Consider the following 16,207-nt stretch of genomic DNA (forward strand, 5'->3'; position numbering starts at 1 on the left):
TGGCATCGCCCCCACGGCAGCCTAAAGTCAAAAACACCTATCAGTCGCCTCGCTCTAACCGAGGACAACCTGTTGAGGCTCCACAGCTAAGGCGCACCAATGCAACTTCATGCTTGCCGGTTGGGTATCTGGATCCCGGCTTTAGATATCCAGATTGGCCACCGACAGCGCGTTTTCCTGGATGAATTCGCGTCTTGGCTCGACCTCGTCGCCCATCAGCCGTGAAAACAGTGAGTCGGCGTCTGTCGCGTCATTAACCTTGACCTGTAAGAGCGAGCGCACATTCGGGTCGAGCGTCGTTTCCCAGAGCTGCTCGGCGTTCATTTCGCCAAGGCCCTTGTAACGTTGCATGGTCAGGCCCTTGCGGCCGGTGGCAAAGACGGCATTGAGCAGAGCCAGCGGCCCCGAGATGGTCTCTGAGACATCCTTGCGGCGCAGCACCGGCGGCTCGCCATAGATTTCCGACAGGCGCGGCGCATAGCGGTCGAGCTGACGTGCGTCGGCCGAATTGATCAGTGCCAGATCGAGATGCGCGAACTCCTTGACGCTGCGCACCGTGCGCTCGAAGACATAGCCGCCGATGCCCTCGTTCGAGGTCGACATGCGGCCGGTCCAGCCGCGCTCGGTGTCCTCGGCGATGATGTCAAGACGGCGGGCAACACGTTCGGCCATCGCGTTGGCGCGGCCGAGGTCGCTAAAGATCTCCGGGTTGAGCGCACCGGCGATCGCCGCCTGCTCGACCACGCCTCTGTTATAGCGGGTATGCAATCCGTTGATGAGCTGGCGGACAGCCAAGGCATCGTCGATGGCGCTGCGCAGATCCTGCCCGGCGCGCACCTCGCCCGTGCTGAGCGCAAGCGACGCTTCTTCCAGCCCGGAGCCGATCAGGAATTCCTCGAAGGCGGCTTCGTCCTTGATGTATTGCGAGCTCTTCCCGCGCGTCACCTTATAGAGCGGCGGCTGCGCGATGTAGAGATGACCGCGTTCGATCAGTTCCGGCATCTGCCGGAAGAAGAAGGTCAACAGCAAGGTGCGGATGTGGGCGCCGTCGACATCGGCGTCGGTCATCAGGATGATCTTGTGGTAGCGCAGCTTGTCGGCATTGAACTCGTCCTTGCCGATCGAGGTGCCGAGCGCAGTGATCAGCGTGCCGATCATGTCGGAGCCGAGCATGCGGTCGAAGCGGGCGCGCTCGACATTGAGGATCTTGCCGCGCAGCGGAAGAATGGCCTGGTTCTGGCGCGAACGGCCGCCCTTGGCCGAGCCGCCGGCGCTGTCGCCCTCGACGATGAAGATCTCGGATTTCGCCGGATCGCGCTCCTGGCAATCGGCCAGCTTGCCGGGCAGCGAGGTGACGCCGAGCGAGCTCTTGCGGGTGATGTCGCGTGCCTTGCGCGCGGCTTCACGCGCGGCAGCGGCCTGGATGACCTTCTCGATGACCGCCTTGCCCTCGGTCGGGTGCTCCTCGAGCCAGGTGCCGAGCGCCTCGTTGACGAGCCCTTCGACCACCGGGCGAACCTCGGACGACACCAGCTTGTCCTTGGTCTGCGAGGAGAATTTCGGGTCGGGAACCTTGACCGACAGCACCGCGGTCAGGCCTTCGCGGCAATCGTCGCCGATCAGCGCCACTTTTTCCTTCTTGGTCAGGCCCGAGGAGTCGCCATAGCCGGTTATCTGGCGTGTCAGCGCACCCCGGAAACCGGCGAGATGCGTGCCGCCGTCACGTTGCGGGATGTTGTTGGTGAAGGCCAGCACGTTCTCGTGGTAGCTGTCGTTCCACCACATGGCGACTTCGACGGTGATGCCGTCGCGCTCGGCGCGGATCGAAATCGGCTTGTCGAGCAACGGCTTCTTCGTTCGGTCGAGATATCGGACGAACTCTTCCAGCCCGCCATCATAGTGCAGTTCATGGCGCACGATGTCGGCATGGCGGGCATCGGTCAAAACGATGCGCACGCCGGAGTTCAGGAAGGCGAGCTCGCGCAGCCGGTGCTCCAGCGTACCATAGTCGAACTCGACCATGGTGAAGGTCTCGGACGACGGCAAGAACGTGATTTCGCTGCCGCTGCGCCCTTCATAGGTGCCGGGGACCTTGTCTTGTTCATAACTGCCGGTGATGCGCAGCGGCGCGTCGGCATCGCCATGCGTGAAGCTCATCTCGTAGATCTGGCCGTTGCGGCGGATCTTCAGTTTCAGCCAGGCCGACAGTGCGTTGACGACCGACACGCCGACGCCGTGCAGGCCGCCCGACACCTTGTAGGAGTTCTGGTCGAACTTGCCGCCGGCATGCAGCTGCGTCATGATCACTTCGGCCGCCGAAATGCCTTCGCCGGTGTGGATATCGGTCGGAATGCCGCGGCCATTGTCGATGACCGTCACCGAGCCGTCCGGATTGAGCGTCACCGTCACCAGGTCGGCATGGCCCGCCAGTGCTTCGTCGATGGCGTTGTCGACCACCTCATAAACCATGTGGTGCAGGCCCGAGCCGTCGTCGGTGTCGCCGATATACATGCCCGGCCGCTTGCGAACGGCGTCCAAGCCCTTCAAAACCTTGATGGAATCGGCGCCGTATTCGGCTTCAACGCCGTTGGCGATGTCGGTCTGGTCGCTCATGAAAACCTGTCTGATTGGTGCCGTGTGCAGAGCGCGAAAAATCGGCGTCGAATCGCGCATTCCTAATGTCGTAGATATAGGCGCAAAAGGCGGTTTTTCCAAGGTTTGCAGGCATTTCCGAACGGAATGACCGTCGCGTGAACCCGCTACCGGCGCCTGGCTTCGATCCTGGCCAGCCGCTCACGCAAAAACTTGATCATGAACTTGTATCGCGGCGCCAGCCGACCGGTCCGGTCGAGCTCCAGCGTCATGTCGAGTGCCTTGGAAAGGACGGCTTTCGGGTCCTTTGCGACTTGGGCGTAGTCGATATAGGCAACCACCAGGTCGCGCTGCCAGGTGGCGTTGTCCGGATCTGACTGGGCAAGTTTCTCGCGAATGGCAAGGCTGTCCTGAAGGGCTTGCCGGGCTCCCCTGACGTCGCGCTGCCTGAGGCGGAGCGTGGCGACTTCGGACAGCGTTATCGACAAGTCCCGCTGCCAGTCGGAATTGGCGGAATCGAGCTTCGCCAGCCTCTCCGCAATCGCGTAGCTGTCCAGATAGGCTTTCAGTGCGCCTTTGTGGTCGCCCTGTATCGCCAGGACGCCGGCGACCTTCTCGAGGCACACGGACAGGTCGCGCTGCCAATCGGTGTTGTTCGGGTCGCCGGCGGCGAGCGCGCTGGCTTGCGAGAGTGCCTGACGATAAGCCGAAAGTGCCGCCGGCCAATTCTGCTGGTCGCTCAGCGCGTTGCCGACCTTGGCGTTGCCGACGGACAGGTCGCGTTTCAGCTCGGTGTCGTCCGGATCGCGTTTCGCCAGTTGCTTGACGATCGCCAGGCCTTCCTTGTAGGCCGTCAGCGCCCCAGCGGCGTCGCCGCGTTCGCGCAGCAGGTCGCCTATCGTATCGTGGCTGACCGAGACGTCACGCTGCCGATCGGCGTCTCCCGGTCTGTCCGCCGCCAGCGCCAGCCGCACCTTCAGGCTCTCTTGATAGGCCGCCTGTGCGTTGTCCAGTTGACCTGCGACATGGGCAAGGTGGCCGATCTCATCATAGGTGATGGTCAGGTCGCGCTGCAGTTCGGCACGGTCGGGCTCTCCGGCAGCGAGCTGTTTCTTGATCGACAGGCTTTCCTGATAGACCTGTGCGGCGCCGGCCAGATCACCTTGCGTCGCCAGCACGTTACCGATCTTGTCGTCGGTCATGGCGAGGTCGCCGAACCACTCCAGATTGTCCGGCTCTGCCTCGGTCAGGTCCTGCAGAATGGTCTTGGCCGTTTCATAGTTTTGCAGCGCTGCCGGCAGATTGCCTTGCGCCATCCGCACGTTGCCGAGCTTGACGTGGCTGACGGCGAAGTCGCGCTTCACGTTGGGATCGGTTTCGTGGCGCGACCGCCGCTCGAGATCGGCTTGCAGCGCCTCGAAGGCGCGGCCAGCAGCATCGATGTTGCCGACCGTGGTATAGAGCTTGCCGAGCTCGTCCAGCGTGCGGATCAAGCGGTCGGCGTCGTCGAGCGACAGCACCACCTGTCCGGCTTCGCCATAAAGCGTGAGCACGGATTCATAATCCTTGATGGCTGTGGCGTAGTCGAGGTCGGCGCGCGCTGCCCCGCCGGACAAATAGCGCGTCGCGGCTTCGGAAAGCGTGCGACTGACGAAATTGGCCTTCAGCGCGTTGCGCGAGATATTGTCGATCTCGGCTGCTTCGGCAAGCTTTTTCCGCGCGGCATCGAACGCTCCCAGCGAAAGCTGCTCTTCCGCCTGCCGGCGCAACGCTGCCACTCTGAGATCGTCGGAGGAAAGCGTCTGCATTTCGCTCCGCACCTTGACGAAGGCGTCGGCTGCCTCACGCAGCCTGGCGTTCAGACTGTCCGCGGAGAGGCGGCCGGCATCGGAACTGATCAACGCGCCATAGAGCGGTGCCAGCGGCATGTCGGCGTCGCTGGCGATCTTTTCCACCTCGCCACGCATCGCGGGCGTCACCTCGGCCATGGCCAGCAACAAGCGTTCGCGCTCCGGCAGTTTCTCCTTGGCTGTCGTGGCAAAGAACAACTGCGGCAGGCCGCTCTCGACATAGGGCAATTGCCTGCCGCGCGAGAGATCGTAGACCTCCTGCTGCACGAGCGTCAGCACGGAGCGGATCTCAAGACCCTCGGTGCCGAGGTATTTCGTCAGCGCCGCGGTGAACGGCGAATTCTGGCCGGTCCCATCCGAGGCGGTCTCGCCGGGCGCCGCCGAGAAGGCAAACAGGATGTTTTCTGCCCGCCCGATGCGGCCAAGACCCGGCCGGACCTTGTCGCTGACCTCTTTTACCAGCGCCGTTGCGCCGCGGCCTTCGCCGCCCGTGGCAGCAAACGGATCGCTGCGGCAGGCATCGAGCACGATCAGTCCGACCTTGCTGGTGGCGGCGACGGCCGCGCGGATCTCCTCCAGCGGCAGGCTGGTCCCTTCCAGCGTAGCGAGCGACGACGCGTCTGCATCCACCGGCAGGAGCCGATTCTCGCCGGCGATCTCGACGCCGTGGCCGGAGAAGAACACCAGTGCCACGTCGGCGCCTTTAGCATCCTCGCGGAAATCGTCGAGCGCCCGGCGCATGCGCCGCAGGTCGCGGTTGGTTTCGAGGAAGACCTCGAAACCGAGCTTCCTCAGCACCGTTTCCATGACCTCGCCGTCATTGACGGGATTGGCGAGCGGCCGGATCAGCCGGTAGTCGTTCTCGGCGATGACCAGCGCAACGCGCCGCTCCGCCATGGCACCGGAGGCCATCGAGAGGATCAGCAGCAAAGCAAACAGAAGACGCAAATCGAACCGCCCCGGCCCGGTCATTTCCCGGAGCATTCCATCTCTTTATGGCATGAGCAAGTTATGGCATCGGCAAGCCCGGCCGTTCGCGTTGTTAGCTGGCGCGCATCGGCCTCAGCGCTTCGCTCCAGCGGGACAGCTCGTCCAGCATGGTCTTGGCTCCGCCGAGCACCTGCTCGCTGGGCAGGAAGGCGCCGGTCTCGTCGAGCAGCTTCTGGTACATCGGGAGCGCCACGCCTTCCGGAATCGGCATGACGCCGACCGCGGTCAGCAACGGTTTGACCGCCTGCGCCGCTCGTAAGCCACCGGAGACACCGCCGTAGCTGAGGATGGCGGCCGGCTTGTATCGCCATTCCCTGAGCAGGTAGTCGACCGCGTTGACGATCGCGGGGGCTGCGAAATAATTGTATTCCGGCGCTACGAAGACGAACGCGTCGGCGGCGTCGATTGCTTTCGACCAGGCTTTCGTGTGGCTGTTTTCGTATCTGCCGAGTCTAGGATGATGCGGCTCGTCCAGCACCGGCAGGTTGAAGGCGGCGATATCGGTGAGCAATGGCTCGAATTTGCCGTGTTCGCGCGCAAAACTTTCCAACCACCTTGCGAAAACGGGTCCGGCGCGGCCCGGCCGCGTGCTGCCGATGATGACGTTCAACTGGTGCTTCAAGGCAGGCTCCCGCCGGTTAGTGGCATCTGTGGTGCTGCCACCTAAGACACACAGCCGGACACAGCAAGCAGGCACTTTCCGGTGCCCCGGTCACATTCCAGAGAGCGGATGCTTCGCCTTGTCGTCCGGCCACATGGACGCTTGCCTTGCCAGCCACTACATTGAGGGGTCAGCGGAGCAAACCATGGACAGTCAGCCCGTCCCCTTCGTCCCACCGGCGCCGAAGCCGCGCACCGCGCCGCCTTCGACGCTGGAGATGATCCGCATCGTCTATCGCAATCCGCTCGAACTGTGGGGCGAGGCGACCTACAACGAGCCCTGGATTTCGGTGAACGGCGTCGGTGGGCCGCTGGTCATCGCCAACGATCCCGGCCTCATCCGCCATGTGCTGGTCGACAACGCCAAGAACTACAAGATGGCGACGGTGCGCCAGAAGATCCTGCGGCCGATCCTGCGCGACGGGCTGCTGACCGCCGAAGGCGAGGTGTGGCGGCGTTCGCGCAAGGCGATGGCGCCGGTATTCACGCCGCGTCACATTTTCGGCTTCGCCGAGCCGATGCTGAAACGCACGCTCGAATTCGTCACCCGTTACGAGCAAGGTGGCACGTCGGATATCGCCCACGACATGACGCTGCTCACCTTCGACATCCTGGCTGAGACGCTGTTTTCGGGCGAGATATCGGGCGAGCCGGGCAGCTTCGCCAAGGAGATTGACCGCCTGTTCGAGACGATGGGCCGGGTCGATCCGCTCGACCTTTTGCGTGCGCCCGATTGGCTGCCGCGCCTGACCCGCATCCGCGGCCGCAAGACCATGGCCTACTTCCGCAAGATCGTCACCGACACGGTGCAGATGCGCGAGGCGCGGCTGAGGCGCGCTCCGGACACGGTGCCGCAGGATTTTCTCACGCTGCTGTTGAAGGCGGAAGGACCGGGCGGGCTGACCCGGGCCGAGGTCGAGGACAACATCATCACCTTCATCGGCGCCGGCCACGAGACTACAGCCAGGGCGCTCGGCTGGACGCTCTACTGTCTCGCCGAAGCGCCATGGGAGCGCGAAAAGATCGAGCACGAGATCGATGCTGTGCTGGCGCGTGAGCCCGACCCGACGAAATGGCTCGACGCCATGCCGCTGACCCGTGCCGCCTTCGACGAGGCGCTCAGGCTCTATCCGCCCGCGCCCTCGATCAACCGCGAACCGATCGAACCCGAAACCTGGAACGGCCTCTATATACCGCGACGCGCCGCGGTGCTGGTGATGCCGTGGGTCGTCCATCGCCACAGGAAATTATGGGACCGGCCGGACGCTTTCATGCCGGAGCGCTTTCATCTGGGGAATCGCGAAAAGATCGACCGTTTCCAGTATTTGCCGTTCGGCGCCGGCCCCCGCGTCTGCATCGGTGCCAGCTTCGCCATGCAGGAGGCGATCATTGCGTTGGCGATCATGCTGTTGCGCTACCGTTTCGACACCACCGCGGAGACCCGCCCCTGGCCGGTGCAGAAGCTGACGACGCAACCGCAAGGCGGGCTGCCGATGCAAGTCACCCGGCGCGCCTCGTAAGCGGCTGAACGTCCATTCGCGCCGGTATTATGCGGCGGACTTGCGTTGGAACTGGCCCGCGGCGCGGTAGCGCCAGAGATAGCTGGGCAGGATGGTTCCGATCGACCGTGGCTGGATTCCGAGGCCGGCGAGCGTCCTGTTGTCCTTGACGGCGGCATCCGACACGACATTGTGCTGGCGCAACAGCAGGACCTGGTCCTTGGTCAACAACGGATTGGGCAGCAGCCCGAGAATTGATGCCTGGAGGTTCGCCAGCCACCACGGCATAGGCAGCAAAAACCGCTTGCGTTCGATGATAACAAGCAATTCTTGCATGCATTCCTTGAAAGTGAGCACCTGCGGCCCGCCGAGCTCATAGATATGGCCGCCCTGGACCTTGCCGTCGACCGAGTGCGCCACCGCTTCGGCGACGTCGCCGACATAGACCGGCTGGAATTTCGTCTGACCGCCGCCGATCAGCGGCAGGACTGGGGAAAAGCGGGCCATGTTGGCAAAGCGGTTGAAGAAACCGTCCTCCGGCCCGAAATTGATCGATGGCCGCAGGATCACAGCGTCCTGGACCGTCTCAAGAACGGCCTTTTCGCCAAGCGCCTTGGTGCGCGCATAGTCCGATTGTGCGTGGAGATCCGCGCCCAGAGCCGAGATGTGGGTGAGGCCGGCGCAGACGGCGCGCGCCGCTTCAGCGCCCGCGCGCGCGCCGAACTCGTGGACGGCAGTGAATTTCTGCCGGCCGGCCTCATGCGCGATCGCCACCAGATTGACGACATGGTCCGCGCCTTGCACGGCGCGGTCGACCGACCAGCGCACCCGGACATTGGCCTGCACCGGCTGGATCTGCCCGACATTGCCGAGCGGCTGCAGGTGGCCGGCGAGATCGGGCCGACGGCAGGCGACCCGGATGCGGTAGCCGCGCCTGGCCAGCGCCCGCACGACATGACGACCGACAAAGCCGGAGCCGCCGAACACGACGACGAGCTTTGGGGTCTGCAGGATTTCGGTCATGGCTGGCTCCGGCGGGCTATCCAGATGGCTTGGTTGAAGCCGTTTCATAGTCCGTTTCGCGCCAAAGGCAAAGGGCGACCATAGGTCGCCCGGCATTGTTGAAGCATGATTTTCCGGATCCGCTCGAAACGGCAGAAAACTCCGCCGAGGCCCGGCTTTGCGGTAACTCCATTCGAAACAGGAACCTTTGTTCGGTCGGCGATTTTAGATGTATGGTTTGATTCCGAATGAAGGATATTGCCAATGACAAAACGCGTTGCGATCTTCGCTCTGGCATTAGCAGCAGGCTGCAGCATTGGCGCCTCGGCATTCGCCGGAAACCGGGATCACCACCAAGCTCAACCCGAACGCTATGTTCCCGCCAACGGCGACATCATCGAGTTCCTGTTCGGTGGCCCGCGCTACTATGACAACCACCTGTTCACGACAGCCGCCGAACCCTGCTCCTACAACAGGGTAGGACCGGACGCGAATGCGGCGAACGTCATCAACGATCATTATTGCGGGAAGTAGGCTCGCGCTGCCGGATCGGCCGGCCTCCTCAGCCGCTCATCGGACAAACGAATTTCTTCAGGACGAATAGCGCGCGGCGAATTCGGAAATGCGTTGCACCACAGCTTTCGGCGCGCTTATGCCGCGCGCCGCCGCCTTCTCCGCGGCCTCGGCCCGGGCACGCCCCGGCACATGCACGCCATAGCGCCGCCGCAACCGGTCGAGCTGGTCCTTCATCCGTTTCTCGAAGTCCGGATCGAGCAGCTTGGGCTCGACGGCGAGCACGAACAGGCCGGTCCCCGGACTGTCCTGCCCGCCGTCGAACCATGGCGCATCGAGCGACCAGTTGGCGCCCGACAGGCCGGCAGCCAGCACCTCGACCATCAGCGCGATGTTGGCGCCGCGCTGGCCGCCGAAGGCAAGCATGGCGCCTTTCATGGCGGCTGCCGGGTCCGTGGTTGGATTGCCGCTGGCGTCCAGTGCCCAGCCTTCGGGGATCTTCTTGCCGTCCTCGGCCGCCTTGCGGATGTTGACGAAGGCGGTGGCGCTCGACGACTGGTCGATGACCAGCGGCGCCCCGTCCGCGGCCGGTGCGGCAAAGGACATCGGGTTGGTGCAGTAGACCGGCTTGACCGAGCCCGAGCCGGCAAGCACGGCCGGGCCGTTGGTCGCGGCGAACGATACCAATCCCTGCGAGGCCAGCCGTCCGGTGAAATAGCCGAGCGCGCCGCACGTATAGGCATTCTTCTGCGAAAAGATGGCAACGCCGAACAGCCGCGCCGCCTTGGCGAGGTCATCGATCGTGCGGTCGAAACCGGTATGCGCCAGTCCGCCGCGGGCATCGGAGAGATAAACCGCGAGCGCTGGCCTGGTGATGACAGGATCGGCATTGCCGTCGATACGGCCGGCTTCCAGCGCTTCGAGATAATCAATGAAATGCGACAGCCCGACGGTCGATAGTCCTTCAGCCTCGGCCGCGACGATCGAGGCAGCCAGCGACTGCGCCGCCTCTTCGTTGGCGCCGGCGCCAAGTGCGGCCATCCGGCACAGCCCTGTCGCCTGGTCGAGACTGAGTTGCATGGTAGCTGCCCTGAATTCGCGACTTTAACAGCTTTAGCCTAGCTTGCTCGGGATCCGTGCCTCGAGCCGGCGGAAGCCGAACACCAGGATACCGGTGATGGACATATAGACCAACGCCAGAAGCAGCAAGGGTTCGTAGGTGACGAAGAGATCCTGGCGCACCCGCGAGGCTACGGCATAGATGTCGACCATGGTTATCGTTGCCACCAGCGGTGTTGCTTTCAGCTGGAGAACGGTTTCACCCGCCAGCGTCGGCAGCGCCCGGCTGATCGCCTGCGGGAGCCATATTCGCCCGAAGATTTTCCAACGGCTCATGCCGAAAGCGCGGGCCGCCTCGAGTTGGCCGTGCGGTACACCGGCGAAGGCGCCACGCATCACTTCACCTTCATAGCCGGCATACGAGACCGTCAGAGAAAGAACGGCGTAGGGCCATGCCTGCCTTAGAATGGGCCAGAGGAACGACTCGCGTATCCACGGAAATTGCGGAAACAGCGAACCCAGTCCGTAGTAGAGCAGCCAGAGCTGGAGCAGCAGCGGCGTGCCGCGAACAATCGTGCAGAACACCTTGGCCGGCACGCTCAAGATCGGCGGGCCGATCACCTGCGCCAGGCCGAGGGGGATGGCGAGCGCGATGCCCAGAGCCGACGTTACCACAAGCAGCCAGATGGTCCGCCATATGCCTTGCAAAGCCAGCGGCAGATAGGTGGGAAGCCAATCCCAGCGCATGAGGAAAATCGATGCCAGTACGACAACCAGCGCGATCAGGATCAGAGCTATGCGGTGTGGCTGCATCCAGAGCGAGGCCCGTGCGGCGGCGTCAATGACCGGGGTTTCGGTCGCCATCAGTGCGATCCCGCGATCGACGGCATGCCGCGTCGCGCCCAGCGCTCAACCCGCCCGATGACGACGTTGGAGACGAGGGTCAGAACGAGATAAAGCGCGCCCGCCGCCATGAAGAAGGTGAAATAAGCCTTCGTCGCGCCGGCTGCCGTCCGTGTGGTTTGGGTCAGTTCATTGACGCCGACGATCGCGAGAAGCGCGGTGTCCTTGGTGGCGATCAGCCACAAATTTGCCAGCCCCGGAATGGCGAAGGGCAGCATCGCCGGCAGCGTTATACGCCTGAGAAGCAGGCCGGGAGGCATTCCATAGGCCCGCGCGGCTTCGATCTGGCCTTGCGGAACGGCGCGGATTGCGCCGCGCAAGACTTCGGTGGAGTAGGCGCCCTGCACGACCCCGAGCACGCCTATGCCGGCGACAACCCCGTTGATGTCGATCGCGGCATAGCCGAGCGCGGTAAGCAACTGGTTGATGAGGTCGGTACCAGCGAAATAAAGCAGCAGGATCAGCACCAGCTCGGGCACGGCGCGGACCACTGTGGTGTAAACTTCCAGCAGGTCACGGACCACCGGCCCGCCATAGAGCTTGCCATAGGCGCCGCCGACGCCGATCAAAAGACCAACCCCAAAGGAACCGAAAGCAATTCCGACGGAGTTTGCCAGCCCATGCAGAAGGCTGAGACCCCTGCCGTTCGGCGGTTCGAAGGACAGCAATTCCAGCGAACTGGCTCCGAACATGGTGGCGAGAACGTCGCTCAGCTTATGTCCCCTGGACTTGCGGGTTGAGGCGCCAATGATGCGTCAAGCCGGACATGCCCACCGCGACGACGGCGGCTAGGCATGCCCGGCTTGACGCCGTTGCCGTCAGTTGGACTGCGACGCTTCGCCGTAGATGTCGAAATCGAAGTACTTCTTGGTGATTTCGGCATATTTGCCATTGGCCCGAATGGCCTTGATGGCGGCATTGATCTTGTCCTTGAGCTCGGTGTCGCCTTGGCGCATGCCGGCGCCGACGCCCGGCCCGAGCACTTCAAGGTCCGGCGCGACATAACCCTTGAGGTCGCAGCACGCCTTGCCTTGGTCCGACTTCAAAAACGCGTCGAGCGCGATCGAATCGGCCTGAGTGGCATCGATCCGGCCGGCGGCGAGATCCTGATTTGCCTCGTCCTGCGTCTGGTATTCCTTGATTTCCGCAGCGTCGGTGAAGTGCTTCTTGGCGTAGGCGGCGTGCACCGTAGACGCCTGAACGCCGACTATCTTGGCTTTCAACCCCTCTGGCGTCGCATCGAATTTCTGATCCTTGGCGCCGATCACCGCAGTCGGCGTGTTATAGTATTTGTCGGAGAAGTCGATTTCCTTCTTGCGCTCGTCGGTAATGGACATCGAATTCATGATCGCATCGATCTTCTTGGTTTTAAGCGCCGGGATGAGGCCGTCCCACGGGACTGGCGTCAATGCGCAATCCAGCTTGGCTTCGCCGCAAATGGCGTTGACGATGTCGACTTCCCAGCCACCCCACTTGCCGGAAGCATCCTGCGAGTAAAACGGCGGATAGGCTTCCGGCGAAAAACCCACCTTGATCTGTTCGGCGCTTGCCGAAAATGCGCCCGACAATGCGATCAGCGTGGCCGCGAGCGCCGTTTTGAGAAAAGGTTTCATTTTTCAGTTCTCCCGTTTTTTGGTTTTGACGTTCCCGTCTGCTTTTCTCGCAAGTCATCCAACATTGCGCAGAAACTGCTTCAGCCTTTCGGATTTTGGTGCGCCGAAGATCTGTTCCGGCGGCCCTTCTTCCTCGACCAGCCCGTTATGGAGATAGACGACATGCGTCGCCACCTCGCGGGCAAACTTCATCTCATGCGTGACCAGCACCATGGTGCGGCCTTCGCGCGCCAGGTCGCCGATCACCTTCAGCACTTCGCCGACCAACTCCGGGTCGAGCGCCGAGGTCGGCTCATCGAACAGCATGACGCGCGGATTGATGGCCAGCGCCCTGGCTATCGCTGCGCGCTGCTGTTGGCCGCCCGACAGATAGGCGGGGTAGACGTCGCGTTTTTCGGCCAGGCCGACGCGGGCGAGCAGCTTTTCCGCCTCGCCGATCGCTACATCGCGCTTGACGCCGAGCACATGCACGGGAACCTCGATGACGTTCTCGATCAACGTCATGTGGCTCCAAAGATTGAAGTTCTGGAAGACCATGCCGAGCTTGGAGCGGATGCGTTCGATCTGCTTGCGGTCGGCGGGCACGGTGTGGCCGTGGCTGTCGGCCTTCAGCTTTATCTCTTCGCCATTGACGCGGATGATGCCGCTGGTCGGGTTCTCCAGGCAATTGATGCAGCGCAGCAGCGTCGACTTGCCCGAGCCGCTGCCGCCGATGATGGCGATCACCTCGCCATCGCGCGCCGACAGCGAAACGCCCTTCAATACGTGCAGCTTGCCGAAATTCTTGTGCAGGTTCTCGACGTGGATGGCTTCGGCGGCGCCGTTCTGCACCGTATGCTTCAGGGCGGTGGCCGGCGCTGTCATCGTCGCGGTGCCCCGCGGAGCAGCCGAGGCAGTCCTTGCTGGAATTTATTACCCATTACCCGTCACTGGACAGCGTTCCGATTCTCAAGATGGACCGTTCCGCTTGCCTCCGTCAACCGCAGTTTTTGGACCATTGATCACGGCCTGCCGAGTGGCTATTGGCAGGAGGGAGCGCGTTTCAGGAGAATTTAGTGGGCAAAGCATACGGGTCGCAGTCGATGGCCGGGCCGCTGCAGCGCGTGCTGATGCGCTCCGCCGCCAGCGCCATGCATCGGGCCGAAGCACTGGAATGGCACTACGGTCCCGGCTTCGATCCGCAAAAAGCGGCGGCCCAGCATGAAGCGCTGGCCGGGCTGATTTCCGGCTCAGGCGCCGAGATCGAATGGCTGAGCGACGCCGATGACGGGCTTGCCGATTCTGTCTTTACCCACGATCCCTCGCTGATGACCGACCATGGCGCGGTCATCCTTGCCATGGGCAAGGCGCTGCGCCGGCCCGAGCCCGGCCTGCACGAGGCAGCTTATGGGCGCATGGGCATACCTGTCCTCGGCCGTATCGAGACTCCCGGCCAGGTCGAGGGCGGCGACTGCGTGTGGATGGATGCAAACACACTGGCGGTCGGCCGCGGCGTACGCACCAATCAGCACGGCATCCAGCAGCTCTCCAACCTGCTTTCACCCAAAGGCATCCAGGTCTATGGCTTCGACCTGCCGCTCTGGCAAGGCGAGGACGCCTGCCTGCATCTGATGTCGGTGATCAGCCCGCTCGCCGACGATCTGGCGCTGGTCTATGGGCCGCTCCTGCCGGTCGCCTTCCACCAGATGCTGCGTGCGCATGGCATTCGCCTGGTCGAGGGCGACGCCGACGAATTCTTCGCCTCGAGCGGGCTCAGCCTGAACGTCCTGCCGACCGCGCCGCGCCAGGTTATCGCCGTTGCCGGTTTTCCGAAGACGGCGGCTGCCATGCAGGCCGCCGGCTGTACGGTCTCGACATTCGAGGCCGATGCGCTGTGCATTGCCTGCGAGGGCGGCCCAACCTGCCTCACGCGCCCGGTGCTAAGACAATGACGACGATCGGCGAAGCGCTCATCACCTTGCTGGAAGCGCACGGCGTCGACACCGTCTTCGGCATTCCCGGCGTGCACACGGTCGAGCTCTACCGCGGGCTTGCGCGGTCGAAGATCCGTCACGTCACGCCGCGCCACGAGCAGGGCGCCGGCTTCATGGCTGACGGCTATGCGCGCGCCAGCGGCAAGCCGGGTGTCGCCTTCGTCATCACCGGGCCGGGGCTGACCAACACCATCACCGCCATGGGCCAGGCGCGCGCCGATTCGGTGCCGATGCTGGTAATCTCGGGCGTCAACGCCACGCCGACGCTGGGCAAGGGCCTTGGCCATCTGCATGAACTGCCGGACCAGCGCGGCATGATGGAGAAGGTGGCGCTGTTTTCGCACCGTGTCACCGAGGCCGGCGAATTGCCCGGCGTGCTCGCCCGCGCTTTTGCACTTTTTTCATCCTCGCGTCCGGGGCCAGTGCATATCGAGATCCCGACCGATGTCATGACCATGCCCGCCACCGGCATCGTGGCGCTGCTGCGGAATTCGGCCCCGCCCGAGCCGGGCGCCGCGGTGATCGCTGAGGCAGCCAGGCTTTGCGCTGCCGCCCGCCGGCCGCTTATCCTGGCCGGCGGCGGCGCCAAAGCTGCCGAAGCGCCGTTGCAGCGCCTGGCCGAGAGGTTGGGAGCGCCGGTCGTCCAGACCGCCAATGCGCGCGGCCTGCTCTATCGCCATCCGCTTGGCGTGCCGGCCAGCCCCAGCCTGAAGGCGGTGCGTGCGCTGATGGCCGATGCCGACCTGGTCATCGCCGCCGGTACCGAATTCGGTCCGACCGATTATGACGGCTATGGCGACGGCGGTTTTGTCCTGCCCGCCAATCTGATCCGCATCGACATCGGCGCCGACCAACTTACCAGGCGGCCGGCCCGGATTTCGATCCAGGCCGATTGTGGCGCAGCGCTCGAGGCGCTGCATGCCGAACTCGGCATGGGCCAGGCGCAATCAGGCGACGGCGCCGCTCGCGCGGCCGCGACGCGGCAAGCGGCCTTTGCCGAGATTGGCCCAGCTATGCAGGCGCAATTGCGCGCCGTCGAGACGATCCGTGATGCGCTGCCTGGCTCGATCATCGTCGGCGATTCGACCCAGCCGGTCTACGCCGCCAACCTCTATTACGATCACGACCGGCCGGGCGGCTGGTTCAACGCCGCTACCGGCTTCGGCGCGCTCGGCTATGGCCCGCCGGCGGCGATCGGTGCTGCCCTTGCCAGGCCTGAGGCGCCGGTCGTTTGTCTCACCGGCGACGGCGGCTTCCAGTTCACCCTGCCGGAACTGGGCGCGGCGCTCGACGCGGCGGCGCCGGTGATCTTCGCCGTCTGGAACAATCGCGGCTACCGCGAGATCGAAACCTCGATGCTCGATGTCGGCGTCGAGCCGGTCGGCGTCTCCCCGGCACCGCCGGATTTCTGCAAATTGGCCGAAGCCTATGGCATTGCCGCCGAGCGGATTTCCGGCGCCGGCGGCTTGGCGGACGCGCTACGGCGCGCGCGGGCGGCTGGACGACCCTACGTCATCGAGATTTCGGTTGAGTGATCGCGCGAAAGGCGCGAC

13 protein-coding genes are annotated in these 16,207 nt (G+C 63.8%); 4 read left to right on the forward strand and 9 right to left on the reverse strand.

Going from position 1 to position 16,207, the window contains the following annotated elements; translation table 11 throughout:
• Positions 1-141: 141 nt before the first annotated feature.
• The 3 genes from gyrB to NKH01_RS11360 all read right to left on the reverse strand — a co-directional run bounded on the left by gyrB (position 142) and on the right by NKH01_RS11360 (position 6,054).
• On the reverse strand, positions 142-2,613 hold the full coding sequence (gene gyrB / locus NKH01_RS11350; protein ID WP_352849160.1) for a DNA topoisomerase (ATP-hydrolyzing) subunit B: 2,472 nt from the start codon (positions 2,611-2,613) through the stop codon (positions 142-144).
• 146 nt (positions 2,614-2,759) lie between these two features.
• Complete coding sequence (locus tag NKH01_RS11355) at positions 2,760-5,426, reverse strand: caspase family protein (RefSeq protein WP_353020233.1); 2,667 nt, start codon at positions 5,424-5,426, stop codon at positions 2,760-2,762.
• Positions 5,427-5,484: 58 nt separating this feature from the next.
• Positions 5,485-6,054, reverse strand: coding sequence for an NADPH-dependent FMN reductase (locus NKH01_RS11360; RefSeq protein WP_023718034.1), 570 nt, complete (start codon positions 6,052-6,054; stop codon positions 5,485-5,487).
• A 184-nt stretch (positions 6,055-6,238) separates the two neighbouring features.
• Between NKH01_RS11360 and NKH01_RS11365 the strand changes: the two genes are divergently transcribed.
• Positions 6,239-7,612 (forward strand): cytochrome P450, encoded by a 1,374-nt coding sequence (locus NKH01_RS11365; RefSeq protein WP_353020235.1) that lies wholly within the window; start codon positions 6,239-6,241, stop codon positions 7,610-7,612.
• A gap of 27 nt (positions 7,613-7,639) precedes the next feature.
• Here the strand turns inward: NKH01_RS11365 and NKH01_RS11370 are convergent, their stop codons facing one another.
• Positions 7,640-8,614 (reverse strand): complex I NDUFA9 subunit family protein, encoded by a 975-nt coding sequence (locus tag NKH01_RS11370; protein WP_353020236.1) that lies wholly within the window; start codon positions 8,612-8,614, stop codon positions 7,640-7,642.
• Between the two features lie 243 nt (positions 8,615-8,857).
• Between NKH01_RS11370 and NKH01_RS11375 the strand changes: the two genes are divergently transcribed.
• A complete protein-coding gene (locus tag NKH01_RS11375; RefSeq protein ID WP_353020238.1) occupies positions 8,858-9,127 on the forward strand; it encodes a hypothetical protein in 270 nt (89 codons plus the stop codon).
• A gap of 57 nt (positions 9,128-9,184) precedes the next feature.
• Here the strand turns inward: NKH01_RS11375 and NKH01_RS11380 are convergent, their stop codons facing one another.
• The 5 genes from NKH01_RS11380 to NKH01_RS11400 all read right to left on the reverse strand — a co-directional run bounded on the left by NKH01_RS11380 (position 9,185) and on the right by NKH01_RS11400 (position 13,545).
• Complete coding sequence (locus tag NKH01_RS11380) at positions 9,185-10,186, reverse strand: Ldh family oxidoreductase (protein ID WP_023718030.1); 1,002 nt, start codon at positions 10,184-10,186, stop codon at positions 9,185-9,187.
• 33 nt (positions 10,187-10,219) lie between these two features.
• Positions 10,220-11,029 carry an ABC transporter permease gene (locus NKH01_RS11385; RefSeq protein ID WP_353020239.1) on the reverse strand — a complete coding sequence of 270 codons (810 nt, stop codon included), beginning with the start codon at positions 11,027-11,029 and terminating at the stop codon, positions 10,220-10,222.
• Positions 11,029-11,760 (reverse strand): ABC transporter permease, encoded by a 732-nt coding sequence (locus tag NKH01_RS11390; protein ID WP_036244431.1) that lies wholly within the window; start codon positions 11,758-11,760, stop codon positions 11,029-11,031. The genes NKH01_RS11385 and NKH01_RS11390 overlap by 1 nt, the downstream gene beginning before the upstream one ends.
• A 126-nt stretch (positions 11,761-11,886) precedes the next feature.
• Positions 11,887-12,681 (reverse strand): transporter substrate-binding domain-containing protein, encoded by a 795-nt coding sequence (locus tag NKH01_RS11395; RefSeq protein ID WP_352483947.1) that lies wholly within the window; start codon positions 12,679-12,681, stop codon positions 11,887-11,889.
• Between the two features lie 54 nt (positions 12,682-12,735).
• Entirely contained in the window at positions 12,736-13,545 is an 810-nt protein-coding gene (locus NKH01_RS11400) for an ABC transporter ATP-binding protein (RefSeq protein ID WP_023718026.1), read from the reverse strand.
• A 218-nt stretch (positions 13,546-13,763) separates the two neighbouring features.
• Here NKH01_RS11400 and NKH01_RS11405 point away from each other — a divergent pair, with 218 nt between their 5' ends.
• Together NKH01_RS11405 and NKH01_RS11410 are read left to right on the forward strand one after the other, a co-directional pair.
• A complete protein-coding gene (locus NKH01_RS11405) occupies positions 13,764-14,612 on the forward strand; it encodes a dimethylarginine dimethylaminohydrolase family protein (protein ID WP_031193690.1) in 849 nt (282 codons plus the stop codon).
• A complete protein-coding gene (locus NKH01_RS11410; protein ID WP_023718024.1) occupies positions 14,609-16,189 on the forward strand; it encodes a 5-guanidino-2-oxopentanoate decarboxylase in 1,581 nt (526 codons plus the stop codon). Before NKH01_RS11405 ends, NKH01_RS11410 begins: the two co-directional genes overlap by 4 nt.
• Positions 16,190-16,207: the final 18 nt, after the last annotated feature.

It is taken from the genome of Mesorhizobium sp. M1403 (assembly GCF_040317695.1).
Classification (GTDB): domain Bacteria; phylum Pseudomonadota; class Alphaproteobacteria; order Rhizobiales; family Rhizobiaceae; genus Mesorhizobium.